Below are 16,816 nucleotides of genomic sequence, written 5' to 3' on the forward strand. Positions count from 1 at the left end.
AATGAATTTGTGGAAAAAAGAGGTTCGCCATGGAAATGGGGTATCGGCAGATGGGATGCCAGCTGCCGCAAGCTTCGGTTTGTTTGGATAACACTAAAAGGGGGGGGATAGCATGCAGGTCAGCATAAATGAATATCCGGTTCCGGATCTTGCATCAGGTCCGTATGGAATCGCTTCATGTACGGACGGACATATTTGGTTTACGGAGCAAAAGGGAAATCGGATCGGCAGGATGAAGCCTTCCGGAGAAATGATAGAATACGCTGTTCCGACTGCGAATGCAGGCGTGTCGATTATCGTTCAGGGGACAGACGGCAATCTATGGTTTACAGAATATAAAGCGGGCAAAATCGGGACCATCACGGCTCAAGGCGTGATCGCCGAATACCCCCTTCCGGCCGGAGCGGCGCCGTTTGGGGTCGCTGAAGGACCAGACGGCGCCATCTGGTATACGGATATGGGGAATCATCAAATCGGCAGGATGTCGCCATCGGGGCATGTTACACAGTATGGGCTGCCAAGTCCGGGATCATTCCCTTCGTTTATTGTGAAAGGGTCTGACGGAGCGCTTTGGTTTACACAGAATCAAAGCAATTCGATCGGCCGGATCACGGTGAACGGAGATATTTCTGAATACCCGATTCCGAAGACGCAATCCGGTCCTGTCGGCATCACATCGGGCCCTGACGGAGCATTGTGGTTTACGGAAATTAACGGAAATCAAATCGGAAGGATCACTGCATCCGGAACCATCAGCGAATTTCAGATTCCATCCGAAAATGCCCGCCCCCATGCGATTACTGCCGGCGGAGACGGGGCGCTGTGGTTTACGGAATGGGGAACCGGTCAAATCGGACGAATCACAGTGGATGGAAAAATAACAGAATATCCGATTCCGACGAAGCACTCCGAGCCCCACGGCATTGCTGCCGGACCTGACAAATCGATCTGGTTTGCAGAAGAGTGCGGCCAAATCGGCCGGATCGCGTTTTAAAGCACGCCTATCATCAGATGGGCGTGCTTTTTTGAATGTTCTTTTTCTCATCTATATTTTCGGGATGTTTTTTCCCATTTTTGACGTAATAAATCAAGTAGCATGCCGCCATAAAAGGCACACCGCAAAAAAGGGCGATCCGCTGGTTCGGATCAAAGGCGATGCCGATGCAGGACGCCAGGCACAAGAGAAATGCGGCAATCGGCACGGCCGGATAAAGCGGTGTCCTGTACTTTAAAGCGTCTGCGTTGTTTCCTTCAGATAAAAAGCGTCTGCGAAACATGTATTGTGAGGCAGCGATACTCATCCAGACAACAACCACGGCAAACCCTGAAATCGACACAAGGACAATGTAAACCGAGTCGGGAGCAAAGACGCTCGAAAGAAGCGATAAAATTCCTCCGATCATGCTGAAGATCAGTGCGTTAAACGGTATCCCCTTTGACGTCAGCTTCCGAAAAGCAGGATGGAGCGTGTTTTCTTTGGAGAGCGACCACAGCATCCGGGAACAGGCGTATAAGCCTGAATTGGCCGCGGAAAGCAAAGCCGTCAGAATGACAAAGTTCATGATATCAGCGGCAAATGGCACGCCGATGCGGTCAAAGACAACCACGAAAGGGCTTTTGACGACGCCGGCTTCTTTTATCGGAATCAGGCATGAGAGCACGAAGATCGTACCGATGAAGAAAAGCACCAGCCTCCAAATCGTTGTTTTGATGGCTTTGGGAATGTTTTTTTCCGGGTCGGCGCTTTCCCCGGCCGCGATCCCGATCAATTCCGTTCCTGAAAAGGCAAAATTCACAGAAAGCATCGCCATAAAAATGGGAAGCATACCGTTTGGAAATAGTCCGCCTTCTCCGGAAAAGTTTGATAACAGCGGGGCGGAATCGCCATTTTGTAAGGGAATAACGCCGAATATCGCTGAACCGCCTAAAATAATAAACAATAAAATGGCTAACACTTTAATGCTGGAAAACCAAAATTCCGACTCGGCGAAAAATTTCACTGAGAAAGCATTCAACAGGAAAATCAAGGCGGCGAAAACGGCGCTCCACATCCAGACTGAAGTATGCGGGAACCAGCGCTGCATCAATAATCCGGCTGCGGTGAATTCCGAGCCGAGGGCGACGGCCCAGGTCAGCCAGTAAAGCCAGGCGACCGTGAATCCCGTGCCGGGGCCGATGAATTTGGCGGCATACATATGAAACGACCCTGTGACAGGCATTGCGACCGATAATTCGCCGAGACAAAGCATGACAAGGTAGACGATCAGGGCGCCGACCAAGTAAGCCAAAATCGTCCCGGCCGGCCCGGCCTGGGAAATTGTATAGCCTGAGCTTAAGAAAAGTCCTGTTCCGATGACACCGCCCAATGAGAGCATCACAAGGTGTCTGCTTTGCATTTTTCTTTGAAAGTTCTGATGATTGCTGTTTGATTGTTCCATCATACCTCCAACTTTCTTGCCCATTCGGCAACAGCATTGATGTCTTCCGGGCTTGTCCGGCAGCAGCCGCCGATCAGCCGTGCGCCTGAGTCGTACCAGAGGCGGGCGCTGTCTCCGAATGATTCGCTGCACGCGGGACCATGCCATGTTTTCGTTTCGGGATCGTACGCTTCCCCGGGGTTCGGATAGGCGATGAGCGGTTTATCCGTATGCTTTTTCATTTCACTGATCAGTGATGGAATGTGTTCGAGCGGCGTACAGTTGATTCCCGCCGCGGCGACTTGTTCTTGCCGGTCAAGCCATTCGGCGCATTCGGCGGCAGGCGTTCCGTCGCTGATGAGGTGGCCGTCTTTTGCACTGAAGCTGATCCACGCATACGTTTGGGGGAATTCTTTTAATAGCTTGACGATGGCTCTCGCTTCTTGAAGACACGGGATCGTTTCACAGGCCAAAATGTCGGCGCCCGCATCAATCAGCGCTCTCATGCGAGGTCTGTGGAAATCGACTAATTCGTCCTCGGATACGCCGTAATCCCCCCTGTACTCTGAACCATCGGCAAGAAAAGCGCCGTAAGGGCCTACTGAAGCGGCAACCAGCGGCTTCGGTCTGCCGTTCCGATTTTCAGGAAGAGACCAAAATTCATCCCGCGCTTCGGTGGCAAGCCGGACGGACTCTTTTATCAGGTGAAGCGCTTCTTCTTCGCTCAGACCGCGCTTTAGAAAGCCTGCAATGGTAGATTGGTAGCTGGCGGTTATCGCGCAATCTGCCCCCGCGCTGAAGTAATCCGCATGCACCTGTTTGATAAGGCCGGGATTTTCGATCAGGATTTTGGCAGACCACAGACTGTCATTCAAATCACAGCCATGGCGTTCAAGCTCTGTGGCCATTGCACCGTCAAGGATGATGAGCGGGAATTGATTCAAGATTGACTGGATGGGATTCATAAAAAAATGAGGTTCTATCGTTCGAACCCCAGCCTCCTTTCAGAGTTTTTAAAAATATATGAAAAATAGTTTAAAAGACAGGATCATTTTTGTCAATTGGTGAAACATGACGAATCCGCAACAGAAACGATCTGTTCATGGTATTCGTGAATCGCGGGATGTGGCGTTTGTCTTCAGGTCAAGCGAGAGCACAAAATCATCCAAAGTAGAAGAGCCTGTTACTTGATTTTTCGGGAGCAGGTTCTTTTTTTGCGGTCAATCAAAGCGGCATCCGAGACAATGATAAAACCGGCTGCTTGTGCATATTTTGAAAAGAGCAGAACGAATGCGAATTCAAAATAGAGAAGGGGAATGGGAGATGAAAAAGTTAATCATCAATGCTGATGATTTTGGTTATTCAAGAGGTGTGAATTACGGAATTATCGATGCCCATAAGCTGGGAATACTGACATCGGCCACATTAATGACGAATATGCCGGGTGCAGGTCATGCCGCCCGCTTGGCCCGTGAATCTCCCGAGTTGGGAGTCGGCGTTCATCTGGTTCTCACTTGCGGGAGGCCGCTTTTGCCCGGTCATCGGACCATTGTCGATGCGCGGGGAAACTTTCGCGATCTCGACTTTTTTCAAGGCGCATATACGATAGATGCTGATGAAGTGTACGACGAATGGAAAGCGCAGATTGAAAAATGCCTTGCTTTTGGCCTTGAGCCCGACCATTTGGACAGCCATCATCACATCAATCGTTATCCGCAGATTTCCGACGTGTTTTTGGCGCTTGCCAAAGAGTACCGCCTGCCGGTCAGACATAATATCGAGACAGACGTTTTACGAGAAAAAAATGTGAATACCACAGACTTTTTCGCGACGGTTCTCGAAACCGCTTTAAAGGATGATGAAGCTATTGCAGGGCTGTTTCAACACCATGATACAGTTGAGGTCATGACACACCCTGCTTATCTCGATAAGGAGCTGTTGGCGGGCTCTTCCTACACTTATCCGCGGGTCGATGAACTTGAATTTTTAATCGATCCGGATGTCGTCCTCCGTTTGCGGAAGCTTGCAGATGTCCAGCTTGTACCTTTCAGAAATCTGACATAAGGAGAAACGCGGTATGAAACATTTTCTGCAGTTATTAGGAAAGTCATTGCTGATCCCGATTGCCGTTCTTCCGATAGCAGGCCTCTTGCTGCGTCTGTCGGCCGAAGACATGCTTGATATTCCGCTCTTTCAGGCGTCAGGCGTGATTTTAAGCAATATGGATGTGCTGATTGCTATCGGCATCGCCATGGGGCTCTCCAAAACCAAAAATAAGGGAATACCCGCACTGACGGGATACTTGGCGATCACCATATTAAAAGAAGGGCTCGGCATTATGAATCAGGACCTTGACATGAGCGTGTTCGGCGGAGTCATCGCCGGTTTGGCGGCCGCTTTCATTTACAATCGCTTTCATGACACACGGCTTCCGAGCATGTTCTCATTTTTTGGCGGAGAAAAGTTTCCGCTGACGATGATCGTTTTGCTCATGATCCCGGCTGCGGGCCTGTTTTCCATCGTCTGGCCTTATGCACAGGCAGCCATCGATACTTTTAGCCAGACGCTTGTGGGGCTCGGCGCTTTCGGGGTGTTCGTTTTCGGTTTTTTGAACCGGTTTTTGCTTCCGTTCGGCCTTCACCATGTGATGAACACGTATGTATATTTTGGTCTTGGTCGGTATCAAACGGTTTCCGGTGAGACGGTCACAGGAGAAATTACGCGGTTTTTAAACGGAGATCCTACAGCCGGGTATTTCCTCGGCGGCTTTTTTATCACGATGATCTTCGGCATCCCGGCGATTGCCTTGGCGATTTCACGCGCCGCCAAAAAACGAAAAAAAGAAACGAAAGCCCTGATGTCGTCCGGAGCAGCGACATCAATGATCACCGGAATCACGGAGCCGATTGAATTCACGTTTTTATTTACTTCACCTTTATTATATTTTCTTCATTCTGTCTACACGGGGCTCGCCGGAGCGGTGCTCTGTATGCTGGGCATCCGCCACGGCTTTTCATGGGGAGCGGGCGCCATCGACTATTTGCTGAACCTCAATTTATCAGATCGCGGATTATGGATCATACCGGTCGGACTTCTCTTTTTTGCTCTTTACTATGTGACGTTTTACTTCATCATTACAAAGCGCAACATACCGTTGATCGGAAGAGAACAAGATGCACTTGAAGCAAACACATCCCATCCATCGATGGCTCACGGTATTCTCCACCATATTGGCGGCCCGGAGAATGTCCTATCATGCGACAACTGTATGACGCGTTTGCGATTGAAGTTAAGAGACGCGTCATTGGCGGATGAAGCCATGTTGAAGGACTTGGGGGCGCACGGCGTCGTCAAAATTGATCAGCATCATATCCAGATCGTGATCGGCACAAAAGCGGGGAATGTCAAAAAAGAAATGGAGACAATTATAGAGCAGCTCCCGCCAGATGAGAAATAATCACATGCTATAATGTCGGACGAAAAGAACGTATTGAAAACGTACACGAGGCTTTATGTTGACAATCTGGAAACCGCTCTGCCGTTTTATGAACAGATGTTGGAACTGAGATGTCAATATCCCGAAATGAAGCTGGGAAATCGCGGCTGTCGGCGGTTAAAACCATTCACCGAGACAAAAGCGACCTTGATCGTCGATTCTGTGGAAGAATGGAAAGAATACCTCATAGGCAGAGGCGCTTCTGTCATTCGCGATATCAAAGAAGTTCCGACCGGTAAAAACATGACACTGAAGCATCCCGACTCCTCGGTATTCGAATATGTGGAATTTTTGAGCGGATAAAGCCCTTGCACCTCCAGCAGCGTGAGGCGGTATGATTGGTATGAACCGTTCGTTGGAGGTGTCTTACATGAAACAAGAACCTTATTATTCAATTGGCGTTTTCTCAGAAATGACAGGTACATCGATTCGGACGTTGCATGATGATGATGAAATCGGCCTGCTGAAGCCTCAAAAAGCGCCCGGTTCCGGATCGCTATATGAAGGCGAGCCTCGCATTTGTCGGAGAGGATGTTCTGGCGGGCTTAAGCAAAATCGAGGCGATCGAATCGCAGCCGTATGCAAATAAGCTGCCATCGCCATTTACAAAAGAGGAGGAAGAGTGGCTGCAGAAAGTGTTCGGACATTATATCATGCACAATGATATGGATGTTGAAAAAGAGGAATGAAAACGGTTCCGGCTGCTCGGCCGGAACTTTTTAATGCAAAATGTCCGGCTCGACTTTCGTCATATCATTTTGAAGTGAAACATGAAGTTCATGTTGTTGATTGACTGAAGCGAAAAAAACCGCGCTGATTTGTTCGATTCCCCTCTCTTTCAACTGATCGATGAGCCAGCTTTCCGATATATGTAATTGGCGAAGGACGGAAGCGTATATTTTTCCGTCGACGATGACAGGGTAGGAAAATCCGCCGCGGCTTTTTTGGATCCCCAAATCTTCTGCGGTAACCTCCATCTTATCCGGTTTTTTGTAGACCGTTAAATTTCCGTTTGCCTCTATAAACGCCATTTCAACGTCACCGACATTAAAAACGTCTTTTTCCCGAAGCATCTGCAAAATATTATCGATCGAATAACGGATCCGCTTTAAATTGCCGACGATGAATGTTCCATCTTTAATGACAATGGTCGGTTCAAATGTGATCAGACGCCCTAGTGTTCTGCTTTTAATCATGATTTTTGATGTGAGCCTTTGCAAAAGTGCGATCCCCAAAACCGCAAAAGCGGTATGCAAATGTTCGATTTTTGGATCGGCGATATCCGCCCCCACAACGGCTCCGAGCGTAATAATGATTAAAAAATCAAAGACCGGCATTTCCCCGATCGAACGCTTACCCATATACAATGTGACCATTAACAAAAACGGTAAAATCGTAATAATCCGACCATAAACGAGTAAAATTTCTTTCACAGTTTCCATTGTTTTACTTCCTTTTTCGCTTTTTCTGCTTCGACCATTTATATTTTGGCTGAAATAAAGGATCTTATTTAAGAAATTAGCCGGAAGGAAAAGGCTGACCCGTGAGAAAAAAGCGCTAAAACGAAAAGGAGGAAATAATCCGAAATTCTCTCAGAATTTTCTGGTAATTATGGTATGATGAAGCGGCAGGAGGGAGGTGTTTGATATTCCGGCATCTTCTTCAACACTCCATTGCCCGGTCTTCTTTTACGATTCTGGATAGGTTCATCACTTCCTTTTAGAAACGACTGTAAAACGCTTTTTAAAAGAAAGGGAAGTGAGACCATGAATGTAAAGAAGCCATTTCTGCTGATTGCGGTTTTTTTGATGATCTTCAGCTCGATGTTGTCTTTCATGCCCCGTCAGGCATTCGCTGACACATTTGCCGGTGATCCGAGTACAAAGGTGTCCGGCTGGGCTTATGACGAAAGCATTGGCGGCTATCTGCCGACTGAGCAAATTAAAGCAGCCGATGATCCATCAAGGCTCGCATACTGTTTGCAGCCGGGGAAAAGCTCGCCTGACAATGCCGATATGCCGTCAAGCGGCCGAATGAATGATAAGGTGTACCGGATTTTAACATACGGCTACCCCAGCGCATCCCCCTCTGAATTGGGTGTGACAAGCAAAGCGAAAGCCCACTATGCGACGCAAGTGGCCGTCTGGATTGCTGTCGGCGAAGTGACAGAAAAAAACCTTACATATCGTGATGAGAGGATTGAAGAAGCAGTCCATTTCCTTTTGGAAAAAGCGGACCGTGCGGATGATACACAGGACATAACGCTTACCGTGACGCCAAAGGACGCCAAAGCGTCAATTCGCGGTCATGATTTGCAGACACCGCCTTATACAGTCAAAAGCAGTGCGGCCGGTACATACACGGTATCTTTAAAACATGCGCCGAAACAGGCGGTGGTAACGGATATCGAAGGAAACGTGAAGAAACGGTTTAAAACAAATGAATCATTTCAAATCATGTTGCCGAAAAACACCCCGACATCAACGATGGACGTGCACATCGATGCAGAACTGAAGCAATTGATGACGATGAAATATCGATCTGACGGCACATATCAAGACGTTGTGACATTAACGAACGCCAAGAAGCATATTCAGGCGGCTGCAGCGGCTTCATGGGAGACAAAAGGCGCCATCCAAATTGTAAAAACCGATGACGAAGACAAGCCTCTGTCAGGTGTCGCATTCGATTTGAAGGATGAAAGCGGCCGGAAAGTCGCATCGCTTGTGACCGATGATTCCGGACAAGCCACAGCCGAAAACCTGCCGCTTGGAACATACACAGTTGTTGAAACAAAAACAAAGGAAGGGTTCGTGCTGAATCCTGATCCTCAAACCGTGGTTGTCAAAACCGAAGAAACCTCTGTACTGACTTTTGTCAATCAAAAGGTGACAGGCGGCGTCAAAATCAAGAAGACGGATGAAAATGGACGCGCTCTGCAAGGCGCTGAATTCACACTGTTTGACAAGAACGGAGAAAAGCTGAAAACAGCGCTTACAAATGATCAAGGAGAAGCCTTTTTCGATCATGTCGAGTACGGACAATATACAGTCCAAGAAACAAAGGCACCGCAAGGATTTGTGCTTGATCCAACGAAACATCTGCTGAACATCAGAGGGGACGGGCATGTCGTTAAGTTTCATATTGAGAACAAAGCGATCAAGGGCAGCGCAGAATTGATCAAGGTGGATGAAAAGCAGCCGCAGAAAACATTAGAGGGTGCCGTGTATGAGCTGAAACATGAGGACGGCGCGGTCATCGGTGAATATCGTACAAATGAAGACGGAAACATCTCTGTTGACAACCTGCCATCCGGTTCTTATATTTTTACAGAGAAAAAAGCGCCGCGCGGATATGTACTAGATCCTGAACCGCTTCGATTTTCGATTTCAGAAAACGGTCAGACAGTAAAGCTTAAGGCATCCAATCACAAGATGACAGGCTCGCTTGAGCTGACCAAAACCGATGCAGCAGATGGGAACACCCGTTTAAAAGGCGCGGAATTTGTTATTCGCAATGAAAAGGGAGAGGAAGTCGCCAGAGGAAAAACCGGTGAAAACGGAATCGCCCGATTCGACAGGCTTCCTTACGGGAAATACACTTATACGGAAACAATCGCCCCGAAAGGATATGTTTTAAATGAAGAAACATTCGCATTTGAAATCAAAAAAGATGGGCAAATCGTAAAGCATACGGTAGAAAATCATAAGGAAGAGACAAATACCGCAGCTCCTCCTGCCAAAAAGGATAGAGACACTGGACATGTCGAAAAAACAGGAGGACACCTGCTGCCGAATACAGGAAATGACGGCCTGTATCGTGCTTTACTCATTGGACCCATCCTTCTTATTATCGGATGTGTCACATATGTTTTAAACCGCAAAAAGACTCAAAATCAAAGGGTGTAAATCTTCACGAAAAGGACAGCTTTACGGCTGTCTTTTTCGCGAAAAGAGCTCGAGGACAGACCCTGCGCCCACGCCGAGCAAATAAGCAAACAAATCGCTCCATAAAAATCCGTATCCAAGGATGAGGCCGCCGAGCGGAATAGTTCGCAAACGGTCGATCCACGGAGCGTGGTAAAGCTGGCTGAACTCTATTAAAAAGCAAAACAACAGCGCTCCGAGCGCTACCGCTCGTGTGCCGGCTTTGTTGAACAGAAATCCAAACCCAAAGAAAATCATCAGCGCCCAAAGCGCATCTCCTGCATAAGAATTCACAATATCCGGCAGCATGCCGGCCATTTTCCTTACACCTAACCCCGCTGCCATGGCCGCAAACGTCAATCCTGCCTGCCGGGTGCGGCTGCGTTTTTTTGTCATGATAAACCCCATTTCTCTATATGTTCCAAGAACATTTTAGCACTGATCAAGTTTCACATTGAAACTTTCATTTGCCGTGTTCGTAAAAAGTAAGGTAAATCAGCATTTCACAAAAAGGAGATTGGGCAATGTCAATAGACCTGCAAAAGAAAAGTCTCAATATCGTCCTCGAGAAAAAACAATTAACCGATGTGAAGGCAAAGGTCGGTTTAGTGCTGGATATCACCGGTTCGATGAGGGGGCTTTACAAACAAGGAACCGTACAAAAGACTGTCGAAAGAGTGCTGGCTGTCGCCGATCGGTTTGATGACGACGGAATGCTCGATGTTTGGGTGTATGACAATGAATTTTCCCGGCTGGCACCGATAACAGAAAAGGATTTTAGCGGGTATGTCAATAGGGAAATCATCAACAATGCCGAGGTGCATAAATTTGGAAGGAATAATGAACCGCCGGTCATGAAAGATGTCCTGCAGAAATACACCGTTGAAGAAGGCAGTGAATATCCTGCTTTTATCGTTTTTATCAATGATGGCGGCTGCAAAAAATCGATCAAACCGATTATTGAAGCATCCTCAGATAAACCGCTTTTCTGGCAGTTTGTCGGAATCGGCGGGGGGAATTTCGACTTTCTCAAAAAAATCGATGAGCTGGAAGGGCGTTTTGTCGACAACGCCAATTTTTTTCACATTGAAGAGATTGACCGGCTGACAGATGATGAATTATATGACTCGCTTCTCAATGAATTTCCCAAATGGTTAAGAGAAGCAAAGCAAAAAGGTATTGTCAAAGAAGAGCTTCAGGCTGAAAAGCCGAAGAAAAAAGGGATTTTCAGCAGGTTGTTTGGAAGATGAAAAAGCCGCCATACCGGCGGCTTTTTATATCGCATTTTTGCTTTCAGCATCGCGTACAGTGTCTGAATGCTCCCAGCACTCTATGCTTTCATGGTGTTCGACGACATCCTTGTAAAAGACCGGGTCTTTTCCGGCTTTTCGTTGTCTCACATAGTCGTTCAAAGCGGCGAACGCTACCTTGGATAAGAGGAAAATCGCAATCAAGTTGACGATGACCATCAAGCCCATGAACAAGTCGGCCAGATCCCAGACAAGCTGAACCTTTGACACGGAGCCGAAGATGACCATGGCAAGCACGCTGATTCTGTAAACCATCAGCCATGCTTTATTCGTATGCAGAAATTCGATATTCGTTTCCCCGTAGTAGTAATTGCCGATCAAGGTGCTGAATGAGAACAAAAACACCATGATGGCGAGAAAGCCGGACGCCCATGAGCCGATGTGGGTGCTGAGCGAGGCTTGCGTCAATTCGATACCGCTCAGTCCCGGCTGTTTGTAGGCATCGGAAAATAAAATGATAAACGCTGTACTTGAGCAAATCACTAATGTGCTTGTAAAGACCCCTAAAGCCTGGACAAGACCTTGTTTGACGGGGTGGCTCGTCGCAGCTGCGGCGGCCGCGTTCGGCGCGCTTCCCATCCCGGCTTCATTTGAGAAGAGTCCGCGCTTAATCCCGTTCATCAGCGCCGCGCCGACAGCTCCCCCGGCGGCCTGTTCGAGGCCGAACGCATGTCTTACAATCAGAGAGAGCACTTCCGGCAGTTTTGTCATGTTCATCAGCATCACGAAAACGGCAACACCGATATATAAAACGGCGAGAAAGACGACGATATATTCCGATAATTTGGCGATCCGTTTGATTCCGCCGAAGGTAATGATGCCGAATGCGATCGTAATGATGAGCCCCAATGTCAGCCGGTCCGTCCCGAATGAGTTTTCAAAAGCAACCGTTATCGTGTTTGACTGGACGGCGTTAAAGACGATGCCGAACGACAAGGTGATAAGCACGGCAAAAAGGGCGCCCATCCAGCGTTTTTTCAGCCCTTTTTCCATATAATAAGCAGGGCCTCCGCGGAAGCCGTTTTTGTCCCGCACTTTATAAATTTGTGCGAGTGTGCTTTCGACAAGGCTTGAAGCCGAACCGATAATGGCGATGACCCACATCCAAAAGATGGCGCCCGGTCCGCCCAAGGCGATCGCGATAGCAATCCCCGTAATATTACCCGTGCCGACTCTCGCGGCCATGCTGATGCAAAAAGCCTGAAACGGCGAGATCGCATGTTTGTCAGGCGCTTTTTCTCTTAAAACCCGGAACATTTCTTTCAGCAAACGAACTTGAAAGAACTTCGATTTGAACGTGAAAAATAGACCGGAAGAAAGGAGCATAATCATCAATAGTTTTGACCAGAGAAAATCATTTGTTATTCCGATGATGTCTTGAAGGAATTGCTGCATGCTTTCACCTCTTTTTTGATTGTGTTTTAGAAAATGCTAAGATCCCATTCCCGGGCGATATGTTTTAAAAGCATCCCGCCTGTCAGGCTGTTGCCGTACTCGTCAATGGCCGGTCCATAGATGCCGATTCCGCAGCCTTGCTGAAAAGGCTGCTTTCTTTTGAGACTGGCAGGGACCGCACACATGATGCCGCCGGAAACGCCGCTTTTGGCAGGGATGCCGACAAAGGCGGCAAATTTCCCGGATGCATTGTACATGCCGCATGTCAGCATTAACGCTTTTGTCAGCCTGGCGACATCCTTTGGAATGACCTGCTCTCTTCGGAAAGGGTGATATCCGTCGTTGGCAAGAATCATGCCGATCAGAGCGATGTCTTCTGTGGTTCCTTCCATGGCGCATTGTTTGAGGTAGACTTCAAGCGTCTGTTCGACATCGGCTTCCAAAAAGCCGGTTTCTTTTAAATAATGAGCTAAAGCTCTGTTCCGATGGGCGGTCTGCCATTCGGACCGAAAGACTTTCTCATTGATATTCGGGCGTTTTCCGACCATTTTGTCCATGAGCGCATAAAGCGCTTCTGTTTTTTCCCGAGCCGATTCACCGGGCAGAATCGAAGCGATCGTCAGGGCACCGGCGTTGATCATCGGATTAAACGGTTTTCCCGGTTTGTGCATTTCAAGGCGGATGATCGAATTAAACGCATCGCCTGTCGGTTCGACATCGACGCGGTCCAATACATAAGAAATCCCTCTCGTCACACAGGCGGCGATAAAGCTGATCACCTTTGAGATGCTTTGCAGTGTAAAGGGCACATTCCAATCCCCGGAGGTGATCTTCATTTGATCCGTGCCAATGAGGCAAATGCCGAGCTGATTTGAATCGATTGTTCCTAAAGCGGGGATATATTCGGCGGTGCGCCCGCTCGCGGAAAAAGGCCGGTAATATTCGGCCAGATTCTTCAGGCGGGATTGCCAGACATCGGCGTCATAACGTTCTTTCACGGCTTCATTCATCAAAATTCCTCCAATCTGACGTTTTGACAAAGCTTACGGCTTTCTAGAAAAATGCGAAGACTACGGCTGCGACTTTTCAGGCATGGCGGCAGAACAGGCGTAAAAGCTAAAGGGGGGCCTGTACACTGTCGCAGCTTGCCTGATAAAAGGGGTTTGGATATAACACAAGGGAATGATGTGCGGAAAAAGTTAGCGTTTACAAATTGAGAAAATATAAATTCAATTTATAATAGAACCTACAACATCATACAAAAACCGACAAAGATATGATAAAAATAAGCCGATTGATTTAAAAATGAAATTGTTCATGGGTCAAATGGGTGTTGCGTACAAGTGTGATTGACGCCAAAATAAAGCATCACGGTTTTTAATGGAGGATCAGCATGATAGATGAAAAATGGAGGAATTTGATCGGAAAGGCCGGGCGGCTTATCAAAAAAGACGGCTATATTTTGATGTTGATGCTTTTAACGGTTCCTTTGGCGGGGGAATTGAAGTTTTATCCTCTGAATGAGACCTTTCGGATCAGTTTTGGCGTACCGACATTCTTCTTTTTTCTGCTGCTGTTAAGAAATGTGCCGGCAGTTCTTCCCGGTCTTTCAACAGGGGCGGCGGTTGTCGCCTTCCGGGTGATGCTCGATGTTTTCGGCCGAAATCAGCTCGATTGGCAGTCGGCTTTTTATGACCATTATCCGACCTTTTTCTTTTACTTCACGTATGCCTTTCTGTTTGATTTGGCTAAGGTGAAGAGGTTTCAATATCAGCCGCTTTTGATTGGATTTCTCGGTTTTGCGATTGAAATCATTGCCGACGGAGCGGAGCTGGCTGTTCAATATGCGGCGTTTTCATCCACCGTCACACCGGGAAAAATACGCGATGTGATGGCGATTGCCTTTTCACACAGCTTCATCGTCCTGAGCTTTTTTAATGTCATGAAGCTGTATGAATCACAATCAAGGGAGAAGCAAATCCGCGAGCAAAATGAGCATATGCTGATGATCATTTCAAACTTATATGAAGAAACGATTCATTTGAAAAAAACGCTGAAGAATACAGAACAGATCACGAATGAGTCATATCAGCTGTACCGGATTCTCAATCAGCGCAGCCGGGAACATCCTTCAGAAAAGCCGCTCAGCCAGAAGGTTTTGCGGCTCGCCGGCGAAATCCACGAAGTCAAAAAGGATAATCAGCGTATTTTTGCCGGCCTTTCAAAACTCATTTCCAATGAGAGCTTCCGGGACTATATGGGGGCCGAAGACTTAGTCCGTCTTGTGATCGGAATCAACCGGAAGTACGCTGAATCCCTCGGCAAGGACATCGAGTTTCAATACACCGTCTCTGGAGAGCATCCGAAATATCATGTCTATACGATTTTATCAATGATCAATAATATTATGGCCAATGCGGTGGAAGCGATAGAGAAAAACGGCCGCATCCGCCTCAGCCTGTTTCGGAACGAAGAGGGGATGCTGGAATGCCGGATCGAAGACGATGGCCCCGGGATTCCCGAGAAGATCGGGGATGTGGTGTTTGAGCCTGGCTATACGTCAAAGTATGATGAGTTTGGCACCCCATCCACGGGGATCGGCCTTTCCTATGTGAAGGAAGCCGTCGAAGGGCTCGGAGGCGGGATTACGTTTTGCAACCATCGAAACGGTGTCGTGTTTGCGATCAGACTTCCCGTTCAACAATTGATTCAGAAAGGGTGAACCGCCTGATGCGTTTTTTTATCGCCGATGATGACCGCGCTGTGCGATCGATTTTAAAGCAGATCATTGAAGACGAAGATTTGGGGGAGGCAGCCGGAGAAGCGGAGGACGGCTGTGAATTGGAAGGGCATGTTTTAAATTTACAGCAGATTGATATTTTATTTGTCGATCTTTTGATGCCGATTCGCGATGGGATTGAGACGATCCGCCATTTGCACGGATCTTTTTCTGGGAAAATCATCATGATCTCCCAGGTGGAGTCAAAGGAAATGATCGGCGAGGCTTATTCCCTCGGGATCGAATATTATATTCAAAAACCGATTAACAAAATTGAAATCTTAAGTGTCATTCAAAAAGTGAAGGAACGGATTGAGCTTGAAAGGTCGATTCAGGATATCCAGTCCTCCATCAGCCGGCTGGTGGATACAAATGGGGGACGGAGGAACGCGATCCGGGAAAAAAGCATTCAAGAAACGGGCGAATTTCTCCTTTCTGAGCTTGGCATCGTCGGGGAAAGCGGATCGAAGGACTTGATCGCCATCCTTCAATATCTATTTGACGATGAACAGACATCATTATATGAAAAGAATTTTCCCCCGCTTAAAGACATTTTTATGAACATCGCAGAAGAAAAGCTTGGACCGTCCGCATCGCCCGTTGACATCAACCGGGAGGTCAAGGCGTCGGAACAGCGGATACGAAGGGCTGTCAGCCATTCGTTGAACCATTTTGCCTCACTCGGGTTAACAGACTTTTCAAATCCGAAGTTTGAAAGCTATGCTTCAAGATTTTTCGACTTTACGGTCATCAGCAAAAAAATGAAAGAGCTCCAGAAAGACTCTGCCGCCTCGATGACATCAGCCCGCGTCAACACGAAAAAGTTCATCCAGGTTTTCTTTTTGGAAGCCAAGCGCTTAAATGAGAGCGCCGGAAAAAGGGGTTAAAAAGAGCTTCCTCTACCTTTGAGGAAGCTCTTCTGCATAACCGGTTATCCAGCGTATTCTCTTTTCAGCAGTGAAAACATGTACACATCAATCAGTCTGCCTTTTGCTTTCTCGTACTCTCTTAACAGCCCTTCCTTTTGAAAGGATAGAGATTGCAGAAGTTTGATTGAAGGTGTGTTTTCGGGCTCCACCTTCGCTTCGATGCGGTTGAGGTTCATGCTTGTGAAGCCGTAGTCGACCAGCTTTTTAACCGCCTCTGAAGCAAAGCCTTTTCCCCAATGATTTCTTCCTAAGTCATAGCCGATTTCAGCCCTGCCGTTTTCTTGGTCGATCATATTAAAGCCGCATGTCCCGATGACTGCATTCGTTTCTTTTACAATGATGGAAAAGCGGTTTGCCTGTCCTTCAAGGCTTAGATCATTGATCATTTGAATCATGTCACGCGCTTGTGAAACGCTTGTGAAAGGCGTGATGTTCATATGTTTTGTAACTTCCGGATCTGACCAGTATTCACAGAGGATATCCGCGTCTTCCAATTCCATTTTTCTCAAAGTCAATCTGTCTGTATAAAGCGTTTCCATGGTCTGGGCCTCCTAGTGCAATTTT

16 protein-coding genes and 1 pseudogene are annotated in these 16,816 nt (G+C 47.5%); 10 read left to right on the top strand and 7 right to left on the bottom strand.

The window, feature by feature from the left end; genetic code table 11:
- Positions 1 to 112 precede the first annotated feature (112 nt).
- Complete coding sequence (locus tag ACINLD_RS12870; protein ID WP_026585705.1) at positions 113 to 994, top strand: hypothetical protein; 882 nt, start codon at positions 113 to 115, stop codon at positions 992 to 994.
- 13 nt (positions 995 to 1,007) lie between these two features.
- Here the strand turns inward: ACINLD_RS12870 and mmuP are convergent, their stop codons facing one another.
- Complete coding sequence (mmuP, locus tag ACINLD_RS12875) at positions 1,008 to 2,438, bottom strand: S-methylmethionine permease (protein WP_077735802.1); 1,431 nt, start codon at positions 2,436 to 2,438, stop codon at positions 1,008 to 1,010.
- Positions 2,438 to 3,382, bottom strand: coding sequence for a homocysteine S-methyltransferase (mmuM, locus tag ACINLD_RS12880; protein ID WP_409444795.1), 945 nt, complete (start codon positions 3,380 to 3,382; stop codon positions 2,438 to 2,440). Before mmuM ends, mmuP begins: the two co-directional genes overlap by 1 nt.
- Before the next feature lie 358 nt (positions 3,383 to 3,740).
- Here mmuM and chbG point away from each other — a divergent pair, with 358 nt between their 5' ends.
- The 5 genes and pseudogenes from chbG to ACINLD_RS12905 all read left to right on the top strand — a co-directional run bounded on the left by chbG (position 3,741) and on the right by ACINLD_RS12905 (position 6,602).
- Positions 3,741 to 4,481, top strand: coding sequence for a chitin disaccharide deacetylase (chbG, locus tag ACINLD_RS12885; protein ID WP_410207027.1), 741 nt, complete (start codon positions 3,741 to 3,743; stop codon positions 4,479 to 4,481).
- Positions 4,482 to 4,494: 13 nt separating this feature from the next.
- The gene (locus ACINLD_RS12890) at positions 4,495 to 5,874 is read left to right on the top strand and encodes a PTS transporter subunit EIIC (RefSeq protein ID WP_410207028.1); all 1,380 of its coding nucleotides are present in this window, start codon (positions 4,495 to 4,497) and stop codon (positions 5,872 to 5,874) included.
- Between the two features lie 33 nt (positions 5,875 to 5,907).
- Positions 5,908 to 6,216, top strand: coding sequence for a hypothetical protein (locus ACINLD_RS12895; protein WP_077735866.1), 309 nt, complete (start codon positions 5,908 to 5,910; stop codon positions 6,214 to 6,216).
- Positions 6,217 to 6,283: 67 nt separating this feature from the next.
- A pseudogene (locus tag ACINLD_RS12900) lies at positions 6,284 to 6,406 on the top strand (MerR family DNA-binding transcriptional regulator); the annotation flags it as partial.
- 7 nt (positions 6,407 to 6,413) lie between these two features.
- Positions 6,414 to 6,602: a hypothetical protein gene (locus tag ACINLD_RS12905; protein ID WP_179115657.1), complete on the top strand. Its 189-nt coding sequence runs from the start codon at positions 6,414 to 6,416 to the stop codon at positions 6,600 to 6,602.
- A gap of 30 nt (positions 6,603 to 6,632) precedes the next feature.
- On the opposite strand, the gene ACINLD_RS12910 is transcribed toward ACINLD_RS12905, so the two are convergent.
- The gene (locus tag ACINLD_RS12910) at positions 6,633 to 7,355 is read right to left on the bottom strand and encodes a DUF421 domain-containing protein (RefSeq protein ID WP_077735799.1); all 723 of its coding nucleotides are present in this window, start codon (positions 7,353 to 7,355) and stop codon (positions 6,633 to 6,635) included.
- 324 nt (positions 7,356 to 7,679) lie between these two features.
- Here ACINLD_RS12910 and ACINLD_RS12915 point away from each other — a divergent pair, with 324 nt between their 5' ends.
- Positions 7,680 to 9,821: a SpaA isopeptide-forming pilin-related protein gene (locus ACINLD_RS12915; RefSeq protein ID WP_410207029.1), complete on the top strand. Its 2,142-nt coding sequence runs from the start codon at positions 7,680 to 7,682 to the stop codon at positions 9,819 to 9,821.
- 21 nt (positions 9,822 to 9,842) lie between these two features.
- Here the strand turns inward: ACINLD_RS12915 and ACINLD_RS12920 are convergent, their stop codons facing one another.
- Entirely contained in the window at positions 9,843 to 10,235 is a 393-nt protein-coding gene (locus ACINLD_RS12920; protein ID WP_026585712.1) for a DUF2809 domain-containing protein, read from the bottom strand.
- A gap of 128 nt (positions 10,236 to 10,363) precedes the next feature.
- Here ACINLD_RS12920 and ACINLD_RS12925 point away from each other — a divergent pair, with 128 nt between their 5' ends.
- The gene (locus ACINLD_RS12925; RefSeq protein WP_077735797.1) at positions 10,364 to 11,089 is read left to right on the top strand and encodes a vWA domain-containing protein; all 726 of its coding nucleotides are present in this window, start codon (positions 10,364 to 10,366) and stop codon (positions 11,087 to 11,089) included.
- A gap of 24 nt (positions 11,090 to 11,113) precedes the next feature.
- On the opposite strand, the gene ACINLD_RS12930 is transcribed toward ACINLD_RS12925, so the two are convergent.
- Both ACINLD_RS12930 and ACINLD_RS12935 read right to left on the bottom strand, forming a co-directional pair.
- Positions 11,114 to 12,544, bottom strand: a complete 1,431-nt coding sequence (locus tag ACINLD_RS12930) for an alanine/glycine:cation symporter family protein (protein WP_026585714.1) — start codon at positions 12,542 to 12,544, stop codon at positions 11,114 to 11,116.
- A 26-nt stretch (positions 12,545 to 12,570) separates the two neighbouring features.
- Positions 12,571 to 13,554, bottom strand: a complete 984-nt coding sequence (locus ACINLD_RS12935; RefSeq protein WP_077735796.1) for a glutaminase — start codon at positions 13,552 to 13,554, stop codon at positions 12,571 to 12,573.
- A 383-nt stretch (positions 13,555 to 13,937) separates the two neighbouring features.
- On the opposite strand from ACINLD_RS12935, the gene ACINLD_RS12940 reads away from it, so the two are divergent.
- Together ACINLD_RS12940 and ACINLD_RS12945 are read left to right on the top strand one after the other, a co-directional pair.
- The gene (locus ACINLD_RS12940; protein WP_077735795.1) at positions 13,938 to 15,266 is read left to right on the top strand and encodes a sensor histidine kinase; all 1,329 of its coding nucleotides are present in this window, start codon (positions 13,938 to 13,940) and stop codon (positions 15,264 to 15,266) included.
- An 8-nt stretch (positions 15,267 to 15,274) separates the two neighbouring features.
- The gene (locus ACINLD_RS12945) at positions 15,275 to 16,210 is read left to right on the top strand and encodes a response regulator (protein ID WP_026585717.1); all 936 of its coding nucleotides are present in this window, start codon (positions 15,275 to 15,277) and stop codon (positions 16,208 to 16,210) included.
- Between the two features lie 44 nt (positions 16,211 to 16,254).
- Here the strand turns inward: ACINLD_RS12945 and ACINLD_RS12950 are convergent, their stop codons facing one another.
- Positions 16,255 to 16,791, bottom strand: a complete 537-nt coding sequence (locus ACINLD_RS12950) for a GNAT family N-acetyltransferase (RefSeq protein WP_026585718.1) — start codon at positions 16,789 to 16,791, stop codon at positions 16,255 to 16,257.
- Positions 16,792 to 16,816 lie beyond the last annotated feature (25 nt).

It is taken from the genome of Bacillus sp. z60-11, from assembly GCF_046464135.1.
Lineage (GTDB): Bacteria > Bacillota > Bacilli > Bacillales > Bacillaceae > Bacillus > Bacillus sonorensis_A.